Origin of the sequence: Streptomyces sp. NPDC049577, from assembly GCF_040675635.1 — a bacterium.
In the GTDB taxonomy this organism is placed as follows: Bacteria; Actinomycetota; Actinomycetes; order Streptomycetales; family Streptomycetaceae; genus Streptomyces.
In genome coordinates, this window is record NZ_JBFAPH010000057.1 from 1 (window position 1) to 23,270 (window position 23,270).

The 23,270-nt window shown below is 70.4% G+C and carries 11 protein-coding genes and 2 pseudogenes; 3 read left to right on the top strand and 10 right to left on the bottom strand.

The features are described 5' to 3' along the window. Nucleotides 1–69: 69 nt before the first annotated feature. From AB0K09_RS09870 to AB0K09_RS09895, 6 genes are all read right to left on the bottom strand, one after another. Entirely contained in the window at nucleotides 70–531 is a 462-nt protein-coding gene (locus tag AB0K09_RS09870) for a hypothetical protein (protein WP_366064799.1), read from the bottom strand. A gap of 503 nt (nucleotides 532–1,034) precedes the next feature. Further along, nucleotides 1,035–1,463: a hypothetical protein gene (locus AB0K09_RS09875; RefSeq protein WP_366064800.1), complete on the bottom strand. Its 429-nt coding sequence runs from the start codon at nucleotides 1,461–1,463 to the stop codon at nucleotides 1,035–1,037. Nucleotides 1,464–1,496: 33 nt separating this feature from the next. Further along, on the bottom strand, nucleotides 1,497–8,468 hold the full coding sequence (locus AB0K09_RS09880) for a polymorphic toxin-type HINT domain-containing protein (protein ID WP_366064801.1): 6,972 nt from the start codon (nucleotides 8,466–8,468) through the stop codon (nucleotides 1,497–1,499). A gap of 133 nt (nucleotides 8,469–8,601) precedes the next feature. Beyond that, nucleotides 8,602–11,235 carry a LamG-like jellyroll fold domain-containing protein gene (locus AB0K09_RS09885; RefSeq protein WP_366064802.1) on the bottom strand — a complete coding sequence of 878 codons (2,634 nt, stop codon included), beginning with the start codon at nucleotides 11,233–11,235 and terminating at the stop codon, nucleotides 8,602–8,604. Nucleotides 11,236–11,666: 431 nt separating this feature from the next. Next, nucleotides 11,667–12,620 (bottom strand): methylmalonyl Co-A mutase-associated GTPase MeaB, encoded by a 954-nt coding sequence (meaB, locus tag AB0K09_RS09890; protein WP_366064803.1) that lies wholly within the window; start codon nucleotides 12,618–12,620, stop codon nucleotides 11,667–11,669. A 43-nt stretch (nucleotides 12,621–12,663) separates the two neighbouring features. Then, the gene (locus tag AB0K09_RS09895; protein WP_366064804.1) at nucleotides 12,664–13,875 is read right to left on the bottom strand and encodes an acetyl-CoA C-acetyltransferase; all 1,212 of its coding nucleotides are present in this window, start codon (nucleotides 13,873–13,875) and stop codon (nucleotides 12,664–12,666) included. A gap of 138 nt (nucleotides 13,876–14,013) precedes the next feature. Between AB0K09_RS09895 and mce the strand changes: the two genes are divergently transcribed. From mce to AB0K09_RS09910, 3 genes and pseudogenes are all read left to right on the top strand, one after another. After that, entirely contained in the window at nucleotides 14,014–14,454 is a 441-nt protein-coding gene (gene mce / locus AB0K09_RS09900; protein ID WP_366064805.1) for a methylmalonyl-CoA epimerase, read from the top strand. Nucleotides 14,455–14,615: 161 nt separating this feature from the next. Then, nucleotides 14,616–18,617 (top strand): annotated as a pseudogene (scy, locus tag AB0K09_RS09905) (polarized growth protein Scy); the annotation flags it as partial. Between the two features lie 193 nt (nucleotides 18,618–18,810). Beyond that, nucleotides 18,811–19,011: pseudogene (locus tag AB0K09_RS09910) on the top strand (hypothetical protein); the annotation flags it as partial. A 33-nt stretch (nucleotides 19,012–19,044) separates the two neighbouring features. Here the strand turns inward: AB0K09_RS09910 and AB0K09_RS09915 are convergent. From AB0K09_RS09915 to thrS, 4 genes are all read right to left on the bottom strand, one after another. Then, a complete protein-coding gene (locus AB0K09_RS09915; protein ID WP_366064806.1) occupies nucleotides 19,045–20,247 on the bottom strand; it encodes a YncE family protein in 1,203 nt (400 codons plus the stop codon). Further along, a complete protein-coding gene (locus tag AB0K09_RS09920) occupies nucleotides 20,244–21,068 on the bottom strand; it encodes a polysaccharide deacetylase family protein (protein ID WP_366064807.1) in 825 nt (274 codons plus the stop codon). Before AB0K09_RS09920 ends, AB0K09_RS09915 begins: the two co-directional genes overlap by 4 nt. A gap of 86 nt (nucleotides 21,069–21,154) precedes the next feature. After that, a complete protein-coding gene (locus AB0K09_RS09925) occupies nucleotides 21,155–21,715 on the bottom strand; it encodes an HIT domain-containing protein (RefSeq protein ID WP_366064808.1) in 561 nt (186 codons plus the stop codon). Nucleotides 21,716–21,797: 82 nt separating this feature from the next. Continuing rightward, a partial coding sequence (gene thrS / locus AB0K09_RS09930) for a threonine--tRNA ligase (RefSeq protein ID WP_366064809.1) occupies nucleotides 21,798–23,270 on the bottom strand: 1,473 nt, incomplete at its 5' end.

A 23,270-nucleotide genomic window follows, 5' to 3' on the forward strand; every position in this document is an offset into this window, starting at 1 on the left:
GCCGCAGCCGGAAGCCCTACCAGTACGCGTACTGGTAGGGCTTCCGGCTGCGGCGTCCGGCGGAAATCCCTACGTCCCAGGAATGGTCGCCACCGTCACCTGCCCGTCAAGCAGGCATTCGATGAGAATCGAACCACCGAGCGGGTAGATCCAGAAGTGCGGCCCCGCATCCAGAAGCTCCCGGGCCCGCTCGACAGCAGTGCGCGCAGGAAGAGTCACCGTCGGCATCACGAGGTTCCCCCAGAAGACGGCGACATGCTTCTCCCCCATCACGAAGGAGGAGAGCAGTTCCGCTGCCACCTCCGCCCAGCCCTCTTCGTCGTCCCACCAGCGGCGTTCGTCGTACGAGCCGGCAGCCCAACCAAGGGCCGCGGTGGCCGTGGGCGGGAACCTGTTCAGGCTGACTGCCTCCAGCTCACGGCTCTCCTTGAGACCCAGCTTCACGACCCGGCGCCCTTCGCCGAAATGGTGATCGTTCATAAAGCCGGGCAGCAGCTCCGGACGGCTCCCGTAGGGGTTGTTCTCTGTCATAAGTTCCGCCTCAACCTCCATATCGTCAGTCATCGCGGCCCTTGATCCGCGCCCCTGATTGCCTTCGGCAGTACTGACCATGCCTTCGCCATGCCAGGATCCTCGCTCACACTGGTGCACTTCATCGACCTGCTGTTGGCCGAGGACCTCTAGGCGCTGCGGGAGCCGCTGTCACCGGTGGCGGACCACTTGCGGGGACACAGGGGAAGGACTGAGGGGCCCTTGGGGAAAAAGCTACGTGAGGGCCTGCGCGAGAAGGATCGGCGGGCCCTCACGGTTGCGGCGCGGTCACCGTTCTCGTTCGCTGTCGCTCATTCATCTTCGCCAGCTCCGACAACTGACCATGCCGACCACGTCGAGTGCGCCGTGACCGATGTCCCCCAGGTCCCCGGTAGGGGAACACTTGAGGGCGACGCGGGGAAGGGCTGAGACACCGGAAACACCAAAAGGTCCGCCGGATTGCTCCGGCGGACCTTTTCCCTGCGTTCACCGAGTGGGCTGCCTCATCGGGCGGGCTCGACCACGTGGAGCACATGGGGTTGCCACCGGACACCGCAGCCAGGACACGACTCGATGAATTCGTGGTCGCGCAGCCTGGCTGCGATGTCTCCCAGTAGGGGATTACCCGTATCGGCTACGATCCCGACGAACTTCATCCCACAGCTGCGGCACCCGAGGGGCATCTCACTGCCCACCACCGCGCCTGCGAAGTAACGGTCATACGGCTCACCGTCGACGATCTTCTTGTCGAGTTCATCCAGGTTCGTGCCATCACTCCAGTGCAGGAACAACACGACACTGTTTCCGCCGGCAAGGCGAACACAGATACGCCTCAGGCTGCCGGACTGCGATAGCAGCCACTCGGGACCTTCACTCCCATCGGAAAGCGGCACCTGCACACCCATGCCGCCTGACCGAACGTAGTAGCGCACCGGAAGCGCACCGAGGGTAACCTCCACATGCATTTACAACCTCGTAACCCGCACCATGTGCGCGATGAGCACTTCAGCTTCCCCCGCACCTGGCAAGGATTGCATAATCACTTGGCTACGCGGAACTGTTGCAGAATATAGAGTCCCGCCGAAACCTCGCGCCACATTGATATCGGTAGTGAACGACATCAAAGAGCGAGGGCCAATTTGTGACATCTCAGTACCGAATGACGCATGCGCCTGGGCATATGTGTCGGCAGACCCCCAAGCGGCGAGGGCATTCGAGTGAGCCTCCTGAGACGCCTTCATCGCAGACTCCATCGACCCAGTTCCTGCATATGTACTCCGCGCAGCGTCGCTCATGAGGTGACCGGATTCTTCCGCGATCGCATTCTCCAGGCCGTGGTCGGTACCTCGGTACACCGTGATCAGATCATCCGACCCACTACCACAGTTGTGCACCAACAGCGGCGTGGACCCCGCCCGTACGTAGTAGGTGTGGACCCCGTCGACCGTGAGGTTGTGGACCACCGCCTGCTGGGTCCACGCCTTCACAGCCGTGATCTGGACCCACGTACCGGACGAGGTGCGCAGCCACTGGCCGGGCTCGAGTTGGTCAGCCGTGACCCACTTCTTGAGCTCCGGGAGCCAGAACGGGTGGTTGCCGGTGGCGGTGATGGTGTCGGTGGCCGGGCCCTTGTCGCCGTCGGTGTCGACGGTGAGCTTCACCAGTTGCTTGGAGCCGTGGCCCTCGATGGTGGCCGTGACGGGCTTGGCCTCCGTGGTGCCCTTCTCCGGGTCGGTGGCCAGGACCTCGTCGCCGAGCTCCAGCTTCTCGATCGGTTTGACCGAGCCGTCCGCCAGGACGACCTCGGTGCCGGGCACGAAGCTGTTCTCACAGCTTTCCGCCTTGGAGCCGCCTCCGTCTCCGTCGCTCTTGGACTTGCTCTTGCCGCCGCCGTCCGGGGCCTTGCCGCTGGAGACAGGGTCGCCCTTCTCGGCCGCGGGAGCGGGCTTGGCCTTCGGCTCGGCGGGGAGCTCCGGCTCCGGCTCGGGCTTCGGCTTCGGTGCCGCAGGCGGGGTCGCTTCCTCGGCGGCCTTGGCCACGTCCTCGGCCGCGTCCTCGACCTTGTCCGCCGCCTTCGCCGTGTCCTCGACCGCTTCCTCGGTCTTCTCCACGACCTTGGCCGCTTCGGCGCCCTCCTCGACGTACTTGGCGCCCTTCGCCGCCGTGGCGGCGTACCCGGCGATCGGGATCGCCGAGGCGAAGGACAGCCCCGCGTTGAGGTAGTCGCCCTCACCCAGGTACCACAGGCCGTTGGCCGCGTCGGCCCACTCACCGACGACCGGGACCATGCCGATCACGTCGAGTGCGCCGTGGCCGATGTCCTCCCAGTCGTCCCAGTCCATCCCCCAGAACATCCCGGACGGGTCCGGGAAGCCGAGGGGGTTGTTGCGGCCGTAGAGGTAGCCGTGGAGCTGCTGCGGGTCGGTGAAGTCGACGACCGGGTCGACGGACAGGAAGCGGCCGGTCGACGGGTCGTACTCGCGGGCGCCCAGGTGGGTCAGGCCCGTGGAGTCCACGGTGCCGCCGACGAAGCCCTTGTCCGTCGGCCAGGCGACGGGCTTCCCGTCACGCGGGCCGCCGAACGGCAGGGTGCGCCGCTGGGTGAGGCCCTGGGTCTTGGCGTCGACGGCGAGCTCGGCGGTGCCGTTCTGGCCACCCGCCAGCCAGGTGACGCCCTTCGGCGTGCGGACCGCTATCTGCTGGCCGTTGTAGGCGTAGTAGCGGGTGCCGCTGACGGTGTCCTTCGCGTCCAGGGTGAGTTCCATGGCGCCCAGGTAGAGGGTCACCGTGTTGTTCACCGGGTCCCGGCGCAGCAGCCGGTTGCCGCCGGCGTCGTAGAGGAAGGAGGTGGTCTTGCCGTCCTCGGTGGCGAGCTGGTTCAGCCTGCCCTCGGGGTCCCAGGTCAGGGACTGCTTGGGGTTGGTGCCCAGCTTGCGCGCGGTGGTGTTGCCGACCGCGTCGTACTCGTAGGTGTCCTTGGTCTGGATCGTCTTGCCGCCGGTGGTCTCGGTGACGTCGACCGAGTCGATGGCGTGCGAGGGGGCGTTGCCCTTGCCGCGCGGGTGGTAGACCTTCGTGGTCTGGGTGCCGCCCGGCGTGGTGGCGTAGGTGGTCTCCTTGGTGCGGTTGCCCGCGACGTCGTACTCGAAGGACTGCCGGTAGGGAGCCGGGCCGCCGAGGGCCGCCTTGGCCGGGTCGTCGGCGCAGTCGACGGCGCCCTGTGCCCAGGCGTCGGTCAGCCGGCGCAGGTAGTCGTAGCGGAAGCACTGCACGTCGGCCTGGTGATTGGTCGGCGCGTCAGCGATCTTCGTGGTGTTGCCGGCCGCGTCGTACGTGTAGGTGACGTCGGAGTCGGCGTCCTTGACGCTCTCGCGGTCCAGGCGGGTGCGCTGGAGCCGGCGGGTGCCCTCCTCGTAGAAGTTGGTCCGCCAGGTGCGCTTGGCTCCGCTGGACAGGCCGTGCTCGAGCTGGAGGGTCTCACCGAAGTTGGAGTACTTCGTGTCGCGGACGTAGTCGTCCAGGCCATAGGTGAAGGTGGGCAGGCCCACCAGGTTGTAGCCGGTGGACAGCGTCTCGGCCGGGAGGCCGCCGCCGGCCGGCAGGGTGGCCGTCTTTACGGAGCCGTCGGGGTTGTAGGTGGTCGAGGTGGAGTACTCGCCCGCGAGCTTGCCCTCCACCTTGGGGATCTTGACGGTGCTCTTGGTGGGGTGACCGGCGGTGTCGTAGGCGTCGACGACCGTCGTGTACGCCTGGGGTTCCGAGGCCCGCGGGTCCTTCACGAAGCGGGTGGAGCTGGCGGGCCGTCCGACACCGTTGGGCGCGGTGTCGTAGGTGAACGCGGTCAGCTGGGTCTTGCCCTCGAAGGTGCCGGTCGGCCGGCCGAGCACGTCGTACTGGAAGGTCAGGGTCTTGCCACGGGCGTCGGTGGAGCTGACGACCTGGTCGAGGTCGTTGTAGCCGAGCTCGGTGCGGCCCTTGTCCGGGTCCACGGAGGCCGTCTGCCGGCCCCGTACGTCGTACTCGTAGGTCCAGCGGTCGCCGCTCGGGGCCTCGACGGCGACCAGTTGCCCGGTCCGGTCGTAGGAGTAGGACGTGGTGTCGGCATCGCCCGTGGGCGAGGGTCCCTTGTACTCAAGGAGCCTGGTGGTCAGGCCCTGGGCGTTGGTGTAAGTGGTGCGCGGCGTCTCACCGGCCGGCGGGGTGACGTCGGTGTGGTCACCGTGGTACGTGGTGGTGGTGCGCCACTTCTCCTTGCCCTTGACCCGCAGGATCGAGTCGGTCGTGCGCCCGGCGGCGTCGTAGACGGTCTCGGTCTCCGTCGGGGCGCCGTCCGCCGAGGCGGAGGCGTCGACCACCGAGGTGTCGGGGTTGGACGCGTTGTAGTACGGGCCGACGGACTTCACGGACAGGCCGCGGGAGTCGTACACCGTGTCGGAGATGACACGGCCGCCGTTGGGCGTCGGGCCCTGGCTCTGAACCGGCCGCAGCAGGCCGTCGTTGAGCTGGTGGCTGATCTTCACGTCGCCGTTGGGTATCAGTGACCGAGTGGTGACGACGTTCGGACCGTCGTTGCGGATCAGGTAGGCGTACTCGGAGTTCGGCAGGTCGGTCGCCTTGTTGCGGCCGGGAAGCCAGACCTTGAGCAGCCGGCCGAGGCCGTCGTAGACGAGGTCGGTGCGCAGCTTGTTGGCGTCCATGCTGCCGGTCACCAGACCGAAGGACGGCTCCACGGTGGACGTCACCTTGCGGCCCAGCGGGTCGGTGACCGTCATGCCGGTGACCGGGCCGCCGGTGGCGGGGGTGTACGCGGTGGTGGTCTTGCGCTTGCCGACGTCGGTCGTGGAGGTCACCCGGCCGTGGACGTCGTAGTCGCTCTCGGAGACCGTGAGGAACTGCGGCGTGTCACCGTCGAAGCCCTTGAGTTCCTCCGTACGCGTGACGTCGCCCTTGGTGGGTGTCGCCCCGTAGGTGCCGTGGTCGTAGCTGGTGTGCACCTCGGATATCGCGTCCGAGGGGCCCGTGGGCTGTCCACACGCCTTGGAGAAGGTGGCGGTGCGCTTGACCAGCGTCAGGAGGTTGGCATCGGTGTTGCGGGTGTACTCGTAGGTCGTGCAGGTGTCGTCCTTGGCGTCGTCGCCCTGGTTCCGGCCGTCCGCGCCCATGTCGCCGAAGTCGGAGGACGACTTGAGCATGCCGTACTCGTCGTAGGTGTGCTCGATGCCGGTGCGGCGAACGCCCTTGTCCAGCGCCATGCGGACGACGGTCCTGGCCGTTCCCGTGAGGGTGGCCTTGTCGTCGCCCTCGACGGCGGTCGGCTCGGAGACCCAGGGGGTGCTGACCTTGCCGCCGACCTCGGCCGAGTCGTCGAAGACGCCGTTGAACTGGCGCTCCTCCAGGACGAATCCCTGGAGCCGGTCCTGATCCTTGACGGCGGTGCCGTCGCTGGCCTTGACCGTGACGGATTCGCTGCCGCCGTCCTTGTTGGCGCGATCTCCGTCCATGCCCCGCAGATAGGTGGACTCGGTGCGGAGCTGCTTGGTACCGGTGTCACCGACGATGGTGCGGATCTTCTGGAAGCCGCGCCACTGGCTCCAGGTCTTGTTCTTCGTCTTGACGATCTCGCTGTCGTCGTAGTGCCAGGCCGCACCGCCGAGGTAGTCGTAGTGCGTCACCTTGTTGGTGCCGTTGGCCAGGCGTCCGTCCTCGACGACATAGTCGACGACGTACTTGTGGAACCAGTCCTCGTTCTCCCCGATGGAGCCGGACTTGGACCAGAAGGAGGGGAAGCAGCGCTTGGTGTTGTTGGTGGGATCGGGCAGGGAGGACGGTGTGCACTCGGTGGGCTTGTAGTTGACCGAGACGGTGCCGCCGGACTCCGACTGGATGGCCCGGATGCGCCACTTGACCATCGCCGGGCGGTCGTCGAAGGACTTGTCGACGCGGCCGGTGAGCTGGGTGCCGTAGAAGACGGTCTTGGGCAGGCTGACGGTCGATCCCTGGGCCTTGCCGGTGTGCGCGATGGACTTCAGCCACAGGCCGCCGGTCAGGCCGTCACCCGGTGTGGGGAACGACTGGTCCAGCGTCCACTCGTCGACGTCCTGGTAGCCGTTGCCCTTTAGGACCTGCGTGGTGACCTTGGTCAGGCGCTTACGGGTGAAGAAGCTCGGTGACCACTGGTCCTTGCAGTGCTTGTCGTCGGTGCAGATCTGATCGAACGGAACGTCGGGCCAACGCTTGGCCGTGTCCTCCTTCAGATCGTCCGGCTCGCAGTCCGCGGCATCGCCGCTGCACCTCTCCGCGACAGTGAACACGACCTGCGACGGGGCCTTGCCGGGGCGCTCGGCGCCCTCGCGCGTGCCGTACTCGACGCGCTTGAGGTACCCGCCGCGGTCGTAGGAGACGGAGGAGTCGTCGCGGTCGGCGCCGTAGCGGTTCTTCTCGGTGTCCCAGAAGTACGTCATGGAGTTGCCGTGCACATCCACGACGTAGTCGAGGTTCCAGCGCCACGCCTGCTGGCAGCGGGAGTCCTTGAACGCGTCGGCGTGGCAGGGCTCGCCCTTGTCGTCGCCGTAGACGGCCGTCGTCCAGGCGGAGTGGGTGTTCTCCGTGTCCTGGGCGAACCGCTTGCCCTTGCCGAAGTAGTAGCGCGTGCCGTCGGTGGTGGTGACGACCCAGTACTCACCGTCGTTGTCGTCGTTGGAACCGCCGGTCTTCCGCTCGATGCGGGTGCCGTCGTCGGCCTTCAGCCGCCAGGTTCCGTCGGACTTCTTGACCAGCTCCCCGTTGCGGCCGCCAAAGTTCATGGTCGCGTTGTCGGAGTGCCAGCACTGGTCGTACTTCTCCTCACCCTCCGTGTCGAAGCCGTCGTCCTTGCACGACTGGTAGGCGCGCTCGATGAAGCCGACCGAAAGGTCGAAGCCCTCGCCGATCCAGGACGGCTGGTTGTTGGTGGAACCGACCCGGCCGTCGATGCTGCCGGAGTTGTAGTTGATCGCCAGCTTGGGCGAGGGGCCGGCGACGGCGGGTGGCACCCGCAGCGGGTACTGCCAGGAGAAACTGCCGGTGTTGCCGGCCATCTGCCAGCTGCCCGAGGGCGTCAGCGAGGTCGCCCCGTAACTGCCCGCCGCGCCGGACGCCCCGGCGCTCAGGGCCACCAGCTGACTGCCCGCACCCGCGGCCAGAGAAGCCGTTGCCGCCGGTTGCGCCACGACGTCCGCGTTCAGCGTGGCGCCGCGGAGGCTGTTGTGCGTCTTCAGTGGCTTGCGGTCCCGGCAGGTGGCGGCCGAACCGTTGACGGCGCAGCCCGGTAGCGTGGAGAGCGACAGGCGCGAGGCCCAGTCACCGCCGTACGCCCCGGCGAACTTCGCGTAGTCCACCTCCAGGTTCACCGGCGCGCCGGACTTGCCGCCGTCCGCCCGGGTCACCTTGAGCAGGATTCCGTCGATCCCCGCCTTGCGGGCGGACTTGCGGTCGAGCACCTCGACGCGCACCTTTCCCGGTGCCGCGTCCGCCGGCTTGCCGGACGGGGCCGGCGCCCCGAACGCCTGCGCCGCGCGCTCGAGTTTCGGCGAGGTCGGTGCGCTCACGCGTACCGGCAGTGAGCCCACTCGTAACTTCGCCGACGTACGACCGGCCGCCAGCCCTTGCTTCGCCGGGGCGAGAACGGCCTCGGCCGAGGCCGCCCGTGGCCACTCGACCTTGGGCAAAGACGCCTTGGCGGCCTTGGCCGCCTCGTCGACCGGTGCCGGCTTCATCCCGACCCCGGTGACGGGGACGGACTTCATGCTCTGGGTCTCGGGGCGCCGGTCGTCCCGGGACTGCGCCCAGGCCGTCGGCGCTCCTTGCAGGAGCGTGGCCGCCAGGGCGCTCACCGTGGCGGCGGAGAGGGACGCGCGCCATCTGCGCGCACGCCGTCTCCGGTAGTCGTTTCCTGTCATCAAGCCGTGTTGCACGGCTGCTCCCCTCCACGGCCCGCCGGGTCGGGGCAGGCCGGACCGCGTGCCCGGGAGCGGGTGCTCCCGAGCACGGTTCGGTGGTGATGGTGTGTGTTTCGGCCGCAGATGCCTGCGGTCAGGGCGTGGCCAGATAGGCGATGTCGCGGTTCGACAGCTGTCCCGCGTGCACACGCACGTCGTCGACATCGCCGGCGAAGAGGAAGTCCCACTGGTCGTTCCAGCGGGCCCGGCCGAGTTCGAGTCCCCGTGCGGCGTTCAGGGTCGCGTCGAAGGACGCTTCCCCTTCCTGAACGCCGTTGACGTACAGGCGGATCTTCTTCGCCTGCGGGTCATAGGTGCCCGTCAGATGGGTCCATTCGTTCAGGCGGGCAGGCCGCTCGCTGACCGCCATGGCCCGCTTGAGGTCTTCGGTCGACGAGGCGGACTTGTCGGCGGTCATGCGCCCGAAGATCCAACGCTGGAACGTCGTCGAGTAGTAGAGGGCGTAGCCGAAGGCGTGATCTCCCGACTGGCTCACCACGGTGCCGTTGTGGTCGAGGCTCGTCGGACGGACCCACGCGCTGACCGTGAACGCCTGACGGGTGTCCACGGGGGACGCCGCCGACGCATGGTCACCGGTTCCGTTGAACCGCAGGGCCTTGTCGGTCGGCTGGCTCGCCGCCTTGCGCCCGGCCACCTGTGCCGCGCCCGCGACGCCGAGCATGCGGTCCTTGCCGCTGCCGTCGGGGCTGGTGCCCGAGGTCAGCTGATCGAGGTGGTACGTGGCCGCGGAGCAGCTGTCCGTGAGCTCGTCCGGGCAGGGGCGTACGGGCTTGAAGACGTATGTCGTCATCGGGCCGCGATTGCCCGCGCGGTCGACGCCGCGCGCGTACAGGACGTTCGGGCCGAAGGTCGTCGGCGTGATGTTCACCGTGGCGTCGCCGCCGGTCTGCGACGGGACCGCCCGGTTGGCCGGCTCGTCGTCGCCGATCGCCCACTCGTAGTACGCGATGTCGTTGCCGTACGCGGAGTCGCGGACACCGTTGGCGGAGAAGGTGAAGGAGCCGGGCTGGCCGGCCTGCTTACCTTCCTGCTCGGCGGGAAAGTCACGGGAGGAGACGGCAGGCCTGGCGTTGGGCGCCTCGGTGTCCACCGCGAATTCGCAGTAGTCGGACCATTCGGTGCTGTCGTCGATCCCGTCGGTGGTGCCTGTGTGCCACTTGTACGCCTGGCCGTGCTGCAGCTTGCCCTGCGCGATGGTGGACCGGAAGTCGCCCTGGGCGTGGTAGCCGTCGGTGCCCTCGTAGACCATGGGCTTCTCGGGAACGGCGTTCCACACCCGGAAGGTGGCCTTCAAGTTCTGCTGGTCGTCGTCCGTCCCCCTGACCATCATGGTCGGGGTGCTGCTGCGGATCCACGGGCGCCCGCTGCCGCGCTCGCAGGTCGAGGTGCCGCTGACGCGGCCGTCCGAGGGCTTGTTCGGCGGGGTGTTGTACTCGATGGAGAGCTTCGCGTCACTGCCGCGGAAGCGCTTCCACGAGTAGGGGTCCTTCTCGTCGCTGGCCGTCAGCGAGAACGCGATGGGCTCGCCGGTGGCAGCCACCTTCCGGACGGTCGGGGTGAGGTTCTCGTTCTTCTCATCAGGATTGTCATAGAACTCGACCCGGGCGGACGGGCATTGGTCACCTCGGCCGTAGGCGACCTTGCGGTCCACCATCAGGTCGCCGTCGACCGGCTTGTTGTTCCAGGTGGTGTCCTTGCCGATCTTCTTCTCGTCGACCAGCGCGAGGTCCACCCAGGTCGGGGTGCAGGAGAAGGAGAACGTCTCCTCGGCCGAGAAGGTCGCCTTGTGGATCTTCCGGCCCTTCCAGCCGCTCGTCCTGAACTTGAAGTACATGCGGTCGACGTACGAATCACGGCTGCAGACGGCCCAGCCCTCGCCGGTCTGCGCGTACGAGCAGTAACCGACGCCGCGACCCTGCCGCTCGTCCTTGAGGAACGACGTGTCCGGGCTGCTGCTGCTCACGTACAGCCACTCGACCTGAGTCATGTCGTCGGTCGGCGGATCGATGTACACCGGGTACCTGGTGCCGGAGCCGGTGAGCAGCGCCTGGTCCGGTACGACGGTGACGGTTCCGTCCTGGACGGACATGGCCATGGGGGCCACCTTGTCACCAGGGGCCGGGCTCGTCCCCGGCTCCCCGTTCGAGGCCGCCGGCGCGGGACGGCCGGAGGAGTCCCACATGTGCGCGGGCGGCCCGGAGAAGACCTTCTCGCCCTTTTCGTTCAAGGCGTGCAGGCCGCTGCTGTCCGTCGTGAGGCTCAGGCCCTTGGTGTCGGCCGCCAGCACGATCCGCTTGAGATCCGGGCTCTTGGCGGCCTCGGCGTTCTTGACGACCAGGGCGTAGGAGTATCCGGTCACCGTGGCATTGACCTTGAGGTCCACACCAGGCATGACCTCGGAGTATTCGGCGGTCGCGCCATTGAGACGAGGCTCGGGGAGCTTCCCCGGCCACCGCAGCGCCAGGGACTTGTCGCCCTTGGCCATCCTGATCAGCGGCTGGTCCGTGCCCCCACCGGAGAAGGAGATGTCGACGACAGCGGACCGCGGTCCGACGGAGCCGTCCTGCCGCCGCACCAGACCGGCGTCCACCGGCTGCCACGACCCGTCGGGCTGCCGGACGCGCTGGGGCTGCGCCGTCTGCTCGGCCGTGAAGGTGCCACTGGGATTCGCGAACACCTGCTCGGTCTCGGACCGTTCCTGCACCACTTCGACGCGCTGCCCGGTCGCTCGGGCCTCGTCGAGTGCTCGCTGCTCCGGAGAGGGCTCCGAAGTCCCTTCGGCGACCGCCTGGGGCCCGGAACCGTCCGCGGCCCAAGCCCCTCCTGCGGCAAGAGGCGGCGTGATGCCCACTGTCAGCGCCAGGGCGAGAAGGCCGCCACCCCCTCCCGATAAACGGCCAATGCCCGATCTTCGTCGCTTCAAATTGCCCACACTTCCCCCCAGTTATGGAAAAAGTAAGAGCTGAAGCCTATGAAGGGCCACCCCCCGTGTCGATCTACGCAGAGTCACACCATGGGAACATGCGGGATGGATATGGACATACACCCTTGTGGCATGCATCACTTTATGTGGTCATATCAATACAAATGCGCCACTTGGCCTGATGACGAACATGGAGCCGGGCCGACCGCCCGGCCTCACCCCTCCGTCAGCCCCGCCACCAGTTCGTCCGCCGCCGCGTAGGGGTCGAGGGTGCCCGTGACCACGCGGTCCGCCAGGGCCGCGAGGCGGCGGTCGCCCCGGAGGTCGCCGATGCGTTCCCGGAGGGCCGTGACGGCGATGGTCTCCACCTCGTGGGCCGCGCGGGCGCGGCGGCGGTCGGTGAGGACGCCGTGTTCCTCCATCCAGGCGCGGTGCTTGTCGAGGGCCTCGACGAGCTCGTCCGTGCCCTCGCCGCGGGCCGCGACGGTCTTGACGATGGGCGGGCGCCAGTCGCCGGGGGCGCGGGACTCGCCCAGGCCGAGCATGTGGTTGAGCTCGCGGGCGGTGGCGTCGGCGCCGTCGCGGTCGGCCTTGTTGACGACGTAGACGTCACCGATCTCGAGGATGCCGGCCTTGGCGGCCTGGATGCCGTCGCCCATGCCGGGGGCCAGCAGGACGACGGAGGTGTCGGCCTGGGAGGCGATCTCGACCTCGGACTGGCCGACGCCGACCGTCTCGACGAGGATCACGTCGCAGCCGGCCGCGTCCAGGACGCGGATCGCCTGCGGAGCGGCCCAGGCGAGGCCGCCGAGGTGGCCGCGGGTGGCCATGGAGCGGATGTAGACGCCCGGGTCGGAGGCGTGCTCCGACATGCGGACGCGGTCGCCGAGCAGGGCGCCGCCCGAGAAGGGCGAGGACGGGTCGACGGCGAGGACGCCGACCCGCTTGCCCATCCGGCGGTAGGCCGTCACCAGGGCGGATGTCGAGGTGGACTTGCCCACGCCGGGCGAGCCGGTCAGGCCCACGACGTACGCGCCGCCCGTCAGGGGGGCCAGGGCGGCCATGACCTCGCGGAGTTGGGGGGACGCCCCCTCGACCAGGGAGATCAGCCGGGCGACCGCGCGGGGGCGGCCCTCCCGCGCCTGCTCGACCAGCGTGGGGACGTCCATGACTGCTCCAATCAAGCCGCTCGGTCCGCGAGGTCGGAAGGGGTCAGTTGCCCGGCACGCGCAGGATCAGGGCGTCGCCCTGGCCGCCGCCGCCGCACAGCGCGGCCGCGCCGATGCCACCGCCCCGGCGCTTGAGCTCCAGCGCGAGGTGGAGCACGATGCGGGCGCCCGACATGCCGATCGGATGGCCGAGCGCGATGGCTCCACCGTTGACGTTCACCTTTTCCGGGGACACGTCGAGGTCCTTCATTGACTGCACGGCGACGGCGGCGAAGGCCTCGTTGATCTCGATGAGGTCGAGGTCCTCGACGGCCAGGCCCTCCTTGCCCAGCGCCTGGAGGATCGCGTTGGAGGGCTGGGAGTGCAGGGAGTTGTCCGGGCCGGCCACGTTGCCGTGGGCGCCGATCTCGGCGATCCAGTCCAGGCCCAGCTCCTCGGCCTTGGCCTTGCTCATGACGACCACGGCGGCGGCGCCGTCGGAGATCTGCGAGGAGGTGCCCGCGGTGATCGTGCCGTCCTTGCAGAAGGCGGGGCGCAGCTTGCCCAGCGACTCCACGGTGGTCTCGGGGCGGATGCCCTCGTCCTTGCTGAAGACGACCGGCTCGCCCTTGCGCTGCGGGATCTCCACGGGGGTGATCTCGGCCTCGAAGATGCCGTTCTTCTGGGCGGCCGCCGCGCGCTGGTGGGAGAGGGCGGCGATCGCGTCCTGGTCGTCGCGGCGCAGGCCGAGGCGGATGCTGTGGCGCTCGGTCGACTCGCCCATGGCGGCGTTCTCGAAGGCGTCGGTCAGGCCGTCGTGGGCCATGGCGTCGAGCATCTCGATCGCGCCGTACTTGAAGCCCGTGCGGGACTTCGGCAGCAGGTGCGGGGCGTTGGTCATCGACTCCTGGCCGCCGGCCACGACGATGTCGAACTCACCCGCGCGGATGAGCTGGTCGGCCAGGGCGATCGCGTCGAGCCCGGAGAGGCACACCTTGTTGACGGTCAGGGCGGGGACGTTCATGGGGATGCCGGCCTTGACGGCGGCCTGGCGGGCGGGGATCTGGCCGGCGCCGGCCTGGATGACCTGACCCATGATCACGTACTGCACCTGGTCACCGCCGATGCCGGCCCGGTCGAGCGCGGCTTTGATGGCGAAACCGCCCAGTTCGGCCCCGGAGAAGGAGCTCAGGGAACCCAGCAGCCGGCCCATGGGCGTCCGGGCGCCCGCGACGATCACGGAGGTGGTTCCGGTGTTTCCGTTCGTACCAGACATGGGGGCGGCCCCTTCGAGCGGGAGGAGGTGAACGAGGGTTTACGTCAATGTACTGAGCGGTCCGCGTGCGGTCACCGGGCCGCAAGTGTGATCGCGCGCACGTTGCGTAACCGCCCGTGCGGGCGGTGCACTAAGGGAATGCTGACGCGCATCGACCACATCGGGATCGCCTGCTTCGACCTCGACAAGACCGTCGAGTTCTACCGTGCCACGTACGGCTTCGAGGTGTTCCACACCGAGGTCAACGAGGAGCAGGGCGTCCGCGAGGCCATGTTGAAGATCAATGAGACGTCCGACGGCGGCGCCTCCTACCTGCAGCTCCTGGAGCCCACCCGGGAGGACTCGGCGGTGGGCAAGTGGCTCGCCAAGAACGGTGAGGGCGTGCACCACATCGCCTTCGGCACCGCCGACGTCGACGGGGACGCGGAGGCGATCCGCGGCAAGGGCGTGCGGGTGCTCTACGACGAGCCGCGCATCGGTTCCATGGGGTCCAGGATCACCTTCCTGCACCCCAAGGACTGCCACGGCGTGCTCACCGAACTCGTCACCTCGGCACCCCGTCCGGACGCGGAGCACTGACCCTCGCCTTCCCCGGCCGGTAGAGTGCAGGTTCGGCCGGGGCTCGGGTGGGGCCCGGCCCAGGCTGTACCGATGATCTGACACCATTTCTTCGGAAGGGCGGGCTCCGGGTTCCACCACAACGCAGTACGGGGCCGGCCGCCGACGCGACCAGGGGACGGATGGACCGCGCTGTGCGGGGCTACGAACGCCAGGAGTGGCAACGGGACGAGGCCGACCACCTCTCGAAGTTCGAGGCCGAGATGGAGCGGCTGAAGACCGAGCGGGAGAAGGCGGTCCAGCACGCCGACGACCTCGGCTACCAGGTCGAGGTGCTGCGCGCCAAGCTCCATGAGGCGCGCCGCAAACTCGCCCACCGTCCTGCCTACGACACCGCCGACATCGGCTACCAGGCCGAGCAGCTGCTGCGCAACGCGCAGATCCAGGCGGAGCAGCTGCGCAGCGACGCCGAGCGCGAGCTGCGCGAGGCGCGGGCCCAGACGCAGCGGGTGCTCCAGGAGCAGGCCGAGCGGCAGGCCCGGCTGGAGGCCGAGCTGCACGCCGAGGCCGTGGCCCGGCGCCAGCGGCTGGACGAGGAGCTCAACGAGCGCCGCCAGACCGTCGAGTCGCACGTCAACGAGAACGTCGCCTGGGCCGAGCAGCTGCGCACCCGTACCGAGCAGCAGGCCCGTCGGCTGCTGGAGGAGTCCCGCGCGGAGGCCGAGGCCTCGCTGGCGGCCGCCCGGGCGGAGGCCCAGCGGCTCACCGAGCAGGCCCGGGGCCGGCTCGGTCAGGCCGCCGAGGAGGCCCGCGCCGAAGCCGAAGCGATCCTGCGCCGTGCCCGGGCGGACGCCGAGCGGCTGCTGACCGCCGCCTCCACGCAGGCGCAGGAGGCCACCGAGCACGCCGAGCGGCTGCGCCTCGCCACGAGCACGGAGGCCGATCAGGCCCGTACGAGCGCGTCCGAGATGACGCGGGCCGCCGAGACGCGCCTCCAGGAGGCCGACACGGCGCTGCGCGAGGCGCGCGCGGAGGCGGAGAAGCTGGTCACCGAGGCGAAGGAGGCCGCCACCCGGCGGCTTTCGGCCGCCGAGGCGGACAACGAGCAGCGCACCCGCACGGCCCGGGCGGAGATCGCCCGGCTGGTGAGCGAGGCCACCAAGGAGGCCGAGGCCCTGCGGGCGGAGGCCGAGCAGCTGCGCGCGGACGCGGCGGCCGACGCCGAGCGGATGCTGGCCGAGGCGGCCGAGAAGGCGCGCAGCGCCGTCGCCGAGGACTCGGCCGCGCAGCTCGCCAAGGCGGCCCGTACGGCCGAGGAGGTGCTGGCCAAGGCCACGGCGGACGCCCAGGCGGCGACCAAGGCCGCGGCGGCCGAGGCCGAGCGCATCCGCAAGGAGGCGGAGGCGGAGGCCGAGCGGCTGCGCGAGCAGGCCGCGGCCTCGGCGGAGGAGCTCAAGGGCGCCGCCAAGGACGACACCAAGGAGTACCGGGCCAAGACCGTCGAGCTCCAGGAGGAGGCGCGGCGGCTGCGCGGCGAGGCCGAGCAGCTGCGGGCCGAGGCCGTGGCCGAGGGCGAGCGGATCCGGGGCGAGGCCCGGCGCGAGGCGCTCCAGCAGATCGAGGAGGCGGCCAGCACCGCCGAGGAGCTGCTGGCGAAGGCCAAGGCGGACGCCGAGGAGACCCGGTCCGGCGCGAGCGCCGAGAGCGAGCGGCTGCGCACGGAGGCCGCCGAGCGCGCCGCCGGCCTGCGCAAGCAGGCCGAGGAGGCGCTGGAGCGCTCGCGTGCCGAGGCCGAGCAGATGGCCCAGGAGGCCGACGAGCACGCCGAGCGGGTCCGTACGGAGGCCGCCGACGCGGCGCGGCAGCTGCGCGAGGAGGCCGAGCAGGCGGCGCAGGCGCGCCGCGCGGAGGCCGAGGCGGAGCTGACCCGGCTCCAGACCGAGGCCGAGCAGCGGGTGGAGGCCGCCGAGTCCGCGCTGCGCGAGGCGCGCACGGAGGCCGAGCGGCTGCGCCGCGAGGCGGCCGAGGAGGGCGAGCGGCTGCGGACGGAGTCCGCCGAGCGCGTCCGTACGCTGCGGGAGCAGGCCGAGGAGGAGGCCGAGCGGCTGCGCACCGAGGCCGCCGAGGAGGCGTCGGCCGCGCGTGCCGAGGGCGAGGCCGCGGCGACGCGGCTGCGCACCGAGGCCGCGGCGGAGGCCGAGCGGCTGCGCACCGAGGCGCAGGAGACCGCGGACCGGGTGCGGGCCGAGGCGAACGCGGCCGCCGAGCGGACGGCCGCGGAGGCCGCCGAGGCGCTGGTCGCCGCGCAGGAGGAGGCGGCCCGGCGCCGCCGCGAGGCCGAGGAGCTGCTCGGCGACGCCCGGGGCGAGGCGCAGGCCGAGCGCGAGGCGGCGCGGGAGCAGAGCGAGGAGCTGCTGGCGTCCGCCCGCAAGCGGGTCGCCGAGGCGCAGGAGGAGGGGCGCCGGCTGGTCGAGGAGGCCGAGCAGCGCGCCACGGAGCTGGTCTCGGCCGCCGAGCAGACGGCCCAGCAGGTGCGCGAGTCGGTCGCCGGGCTGCACGAGCAGGCCGAGGAGGAGATCGCCGGGCTGCGCTCGGCCGCCGAACACAACGCCGAACGCACGGTCACGGACGCCCAGATCGAGGCGGACCGGGTGCGGGCCGAGGCGTACGCCGAGCGCGAGCGCGCCGCGGAGGACGCGGCGCGGGTCCGCGCCGAGGCGAACGCCGCGTCACAGGCCGCGAAGGAGCAGGCCGAGCGCACGCTGTCCGAGGCGGCGGACGAGGGCCGGCGTCTGGAGGCCGAGGCCGCGCGCGTCCTGGACGAGGCGCGGGAGGCGGCGAACGCCAAGCGCACCGAGGCCGCCGAGCAGGCCGACGAACTGATCGCCGAGGCCACGACCGAGGCGGAGCGGCTGCGCGCCGAGGCCGCCGAGACGGTCGCGACCGCGCGGGACGAGGCGTCCCGCATCGAGGGCGAGGCCCGGGAGACCGCCGAGGCGCGGCGTGCCGAGGCCACGGCCGACGCGGACCGGCTGCGGGCCGAGGCCGCGCGCGTGCTGGACGAGGCGCGGGAGGCGGCGAACGCCAAGCGCACCGAGGCCGCCGAGCAGGCCGACGAACTGATCGCCGAGGCCATGGCCGAGGCGGAGCGGCTGGTCGCCGACGCGCAGCGGACGGTGGAGGACGCCACGGAGGTCGCCGCCCGGCACAAGGCGGAGGTCACGGCCGAGGCCGAGCGTGTCCTCGCCGACGCCAAGGCGGAGGCCGAGCGGTTGCGCGCCGACGCGGCGCGGGCGCTGGACGAGGCGCAGGAGACGGCCGACGCCCACCGGGCCGAGGCGAGTGCCGAGGGCGAGCGGATCGTCGCCGAGGCGACGGCGGAGGCCGAGCGGCTGCGGGCCGAGGCGGAGAAGGCCGTCTCCGACGCGGCGGCCAAGGCGCGGCAGATGCGCACCGACGCCTCGGACGCGCTGGCGCAGGCCGAGCAGGACGCGGCGCGGACCCGGGCGGACGCCCGTGAGGACGCGAACCGGATGCGTGCCGAGGGCCGTGCCGAGGCCGAGCGGATCGTCCAGGAGGCCGAGGAGCTGACCTCGGGTGCGCAGGGCGAGGCCGACCGGATCGTGGACGAGGCGCGCGAGGCGGCCAACGCCAAGCGCACCGAGGCCGCGGCGCAGGCCGACGAGCTGATCGCCGAGGCGACGGCGGAGGGCGAGCGGCTGGTCGCCGAGGCGACCACGACGCTGGAGACCGCGCGCCGCGACGCGGAGCAGGCGCGGGACGAGGCCCGTGAGGCGGCCGAGGCGCGGCTGGCCGAGGCGTCCGCGCAGGCCGAGCAGCTGGTCGGCGAGGCCACGGCGGAGGCCGAGCGGATGCACGCCGACGCGGCCGAGGCGCTGGACGCGGCGCGCAGCGAGGCGTCCCGGCTCGTCGACGAGGCGCGCGAGGCGGCCAACGCCCGCCGCAGCGAGGCGGCCGAGCAGGCGGACACGCTGATCGCGGAGGCGACGGCGGAGGCCGAGCGGATGGCCGTCGAGGCGGCCGAGGCGCTGGCCGCCGCGCAGGAGAACGCGAACAGCACGCGGGCCGACTCGGCGAAGATCAAGGCGGACGCCGTCCTGGAGGCCGAGCGGCTGCGGGCCGAGGCGCGCGCCGAGGGCGAGCGGACGGTGGACGACGCACGCGACGCCGCCGCCCGCCGGCTGGCCGAGGCCGGCGAGCAGGCGGACGCCCTCGTCGCCCAGGCGCAGGAGGAGGCCGTCCGGGCCGCCGCGGCCGCCGAGGAGCAGGCCGACGCCATGGTCGGCGCGGCGCGCCGGGAGGCGGAGCGGATCGTCGCCGAGGCCGCCGGCGAGGGCAACGTGGGCCCGCTTGTCGGCCCAGCCGTGGCGCCACCGCTTCATGGCCGACGACGCCCTGCGCGCCGCCACCCCGGTCCTGCGCGTCGTCCACGAGGCCGCCCTGCGCGTCCTCGACGAACACGGCGTCGACACCGAGCGCTTCGGCAACCGCGCCAACTTCCTCAGCGGCGCTGTCCAGGACCCCGCACCGCGCCAGGCCGACGTCTACAACGCCTGACGCGACGTCACCGGGCCGTAGCCCGCAGGAGCCTCACCGGAAGATCCCGGTGTGGCCCAGCGAGTACCGTCCCGGCTGCGGATACACCGCCAGCCCGTGCGGCCCGTCCCCCACGTGGATACGCGCGATCTGATGCCCGTCGGTGGTGTCGATCGCGTACACCTCGCTGTTGTAACGCCCCGACAGCCACAGCACCTTGCCGTCCGCCGACACGCCGCCCATGTCCGGACTGCCGCCGTCCGGCAGCTCCCACTTGTGCACCAGCTTGCGCGTCGCCAGGTCCAGCACCGAAATGCTGCCCTCGCCCCGGTTCGAGATGTACATCGACTTCGAGTCCCGGCTCACATACAGACCGTGCGCTCCCTTGCCGGTCGGCATCAGCCACGGCTCGGTGAACCTGTCCCCGTTCAGCACCCACACACCGTCGGCCATCATGTCGGCGATGTACCAGGTCTTCCCGTCGGACGAGATCTTCACGTCCTGCGGCATCGCCCCGTCGAACGGCAGCTTCTGCTTGCCGATCACCTTCATCCGCGCCGTGTCGACCTTCAGCAACTCCCCCGAGAACTCGCACGAGACGATGAAGTACCGCCCGTCCGGCGAGAAGTCGGCGTGATTGACGCCCAGACAGTTCACCGGCTCCGTCTTCATCCGCTTCATGGTGTGCGCGTCCCGGAACACCAGCTCCCGGTCCATCGACGCCATCACCACCGCGTACTTGCCGTCCGGCGTGAAGTAGAGGTTGTACGGGTCGTGCACGTCGACCGGCTTGCCCGCCTTCCCCGTCGCCGGATCGATCGGCGTCAGCGTGTGACCGCGGTCGTTGTTCACCCACAACGTCTTCAGGTCCCACGAGGGCACCACGTGCTGCGGCTGCTCCCCCACCGGAATCGTCTCGATCACCTTGTACGTCTTCGGATCGATCACGCTCACCGTGTCCGACTCCGTATTGGGCACGTACACCCGCGACGGAAAGTCCTTCACCACCGGCGACAGCATGTTCGGCCGGTCGGCCGCGTACAGGTCGTTCGGATCCAGCAGCGGCGGCATCCCCGGCAGACCCTGCGGCACCCCCCGCGCCGCACCATGACTGGCGTGCCCGGCCTGACGCGGCTCCTCCTTCTTCCTCTCCTCGCCACCACCGCAGCCGGCGACGGCCGCCAGCACCAGGACGGCGGCGCACAACGCCGCACGGCGCACCCGGGGACGAGGACCAACACGCGAGAACTGGATCATCGGGTCAGCAGCTCCGTAGTCGTCACCGCACGCAGTCCGCGGCGGTGCAGGCCGTCGAGGATCGCGGGCAGCGCGGCCACCGTGCCGGCGTGCCCGAAGTGCAGACTCACGACCGATCCCGGCCGTACCGCGTCCAGCACGGTACGCCGCACGACCTCGGCCCCCGGATCGGTGAAGTCGAGCGAGTCCACGTCGTACGACAGAACGTGCGGATAGCCGACCTGCCGCGCCAGCCGGGCCACCTGATCGGTCGCGCGCCGGGCCCGCGACGGCCGGAACCACCGGCCGATCCCGCCCGTCAGCCGCCGCAGCCGGTCCGCGCACTCCGCGATCTCGGCATACGCCGCCTTCGCGCTCATCGAGCAGACGCTCAGATGCCGCATCGTGTGGTTGCCCAGCTCATGACCGCCGTCCAGCACCCGGCGGGCCATCTTCGGCTGTGCGTCCAGCCAGTCCCCGACGGCCAGCACCGTCACCCGCGCCCCGGCCCGCTCGACCTCCGAGAGCAGGGCGTTCGCGGTCCTGGCGTCACCGCGGCCGTGAAAGGTCAGCGCCACCGCGTGGCCGTCGCGCGGCCCGTGCTCGATCTGCGCGGGCAGCCCCGGTGGCAGCTTGGGCAGAAGCAGCGGCGGCCCCGGGGGCGCGGCGACCCCGTGCGCCGGCGGATGCGACGCCTGCGCGGAGGCGTGCGCGGGCGCGTGCGACGAACCGGCGGAACGTTCCGCATCACCGCCGCACCCGGCCACCGCGGCCCCGGCGGCACCCGCGAGGGCACCACCCGCGGCCGCGCGCAGCACGGTACGGCGGTGGAGGAAGGTCACCGCACCATTAGAGCGCGTCTATATGTGCAATCCGGATGATTTGACCGCCCCGGGCGCGTTTCGTGTCTCCCCGGCGACGGCAGGGACTACACGGCCGGCCAGACGTCCGCGAGCATCTTGCGGGTGTCCGAGAGCAGCTGCGGCAGGACCTTGGTGTGGCCGACGACCGGCATGAAATTCGTGTCACCGCCCCAGCGGGGCACGATGTGCTGATGCAGATGCGCGGCGATGCCGGCACCTGCCGTCGCGCCCTGGTTCATGCCGATGTTGAAGCCGTGCGCCCCGGAGGCGGCGCGGAGAGCACGCATGGCGCGCTTGGTGAAGTCCGCCAGCTCGGCCGTCTCGGCCTCGTCCAGCTCGGTGTAGTCGGCGGCGTGCCGGAACGGGACGACCATCAGGTGTCCGCCGTTGTACGGGTAGAGGTTGAGCACGGCGTAGACACGCTCGCCCCGGGCGACGATCAGCCCGTCCTCGTCGCTCTTGGCCGGAATCGAGCAGAACGGGCAGCCGTCGTCGGCCCCCGGGCCGGTGGGCTTGTTCTCGCCCTGGATGTAGGCCATCCGATGGGGCGTCCACAGGCGCTGGAAGGCGTCCGGCGCGCCCACTCCGAACTGCTGCTCCGGCTCATTCGTCATGAGGGCCAGCATATTCCCCGGCACGACGGCGGAAACGCCGAGGGGCGGCCCGGACGGGCCGCCCCTGGGAACCCCCGCGTGCGCGGGGAGCAGATCAGACCTGGACTCGACGCTCTACGGCATCAGCGATCTCCTGCATCGCGACCTCGCGCGGAATCCCGTTCTTCTGCGAACCGTCGCGGTAGCGGAAGGACACCGTGCCCGCGTTCATGTCGTCGTCACCGACGATGATCATGAAGGGGACCTTCAGCTTCTGGTGGTTGCGGATCTTCTTCTGCATCCGGTCCGACGAGGCGTCCACCTCGACCCGCAGGCCCTTCTTCTTCGCCTCGGCGGCGAACTCCCGCAGGTACTCGACGTGCGCGTCACCGATCGGGATGCCGACCGCCTGGACCGGGGCCAGCCAGGCAGGGAAGGCGCCCGCGTAGTGCTCCAGCAGCACCGCGAAGAACCGCTCGATCGAGCCGAACAGCGCACGGTGGATCATGACGGGCCGCTGGCGCGAGCCGTCGGCCGCCGTGTACTCCAGGTCGAAACGCTCCGGCAGGTTGAAGTCGAGCTGGATCGTCGACATCTGCCAGGTACGGCCGATGGCGTCCTTCGCCTGCACCGAGATCTTCGGGCCGTAGAAGGCCGCGCCGCCCGGGTCGGCGACGAGCTCCAGGCCCTGCTTCTCGGCCACCTCGCGCAGCGTCTCGGTGGCCTCCTCCCAGACCTCGTCCGACCCGACGAACTTCTCCTCGTCCTTGGTGGACAGCTCCAGGTAGAAGTCGTTCAGGCCGTAGTCGCGCAGCAGGTCCAGGACGAAGGTGAGGGTGCGGTCGAGCTCCTCGCCCATCTGCTCACGGGTGCAGTAGATGTGCGCGTCGTCCTGCGTGAAGCCCCGGGCGCGGGTCAGGCCGTGCACGACGCCCGACTTCTCGTACCGGTACACGGTCCCGAACTCGAAGAAGCGCAGCGGCAGCTCGCGGTACGAGCGCCCCCGGGCATCGAAGATCAGGTTGTGCATGGGGCAGTTCATGGGCTTGAGGTAGTAGTCCACGCCCTCGTCGAGCTGCATGGGCGGGTACATGCCGTCGGCGTACCAGTCCAGGTGGCCCGAGGTCTCGAAGAGCTTGCCCTTGGTCGCGTGGGGCGTGTAGACGAACTCGTACCCCTCTTCCTCGTGCCGCTTGCGGCTGTAGTCCTCCATGACCCGGCGGATGATGCCGCCCTTGGGGTGGAAGACCGCCAGGCCCGAGCCGATCTGCTCCGGGATGGAGAAGAGGTCCAGCTCCGAGCCGAGGCGGCGGTGGTCGCGCTTCTCGGCTTCGGCGAGGAAGTCCAGGTGGGCCTTCAGCTCGTCCTTGGTGGGCCAGGCGGTGCCGTAGATGCGCTGGAGCATCGGGTTCTTCTCGCTGCCGCGCCAGTAGGCGGCGGCGTTGCGCATCAGCTTGAACGCGGGGATGTTGCGCGTGGTGGGCAGGTGGGGGCCGCGGCAGAGGTCCTTCCAGCACAGCTCGCCGGTCTTGGCGTCGAGGTTGTCGTAGATGGTCAGCTCGCCCGCGCCGACCTCGACGTCCGCGCC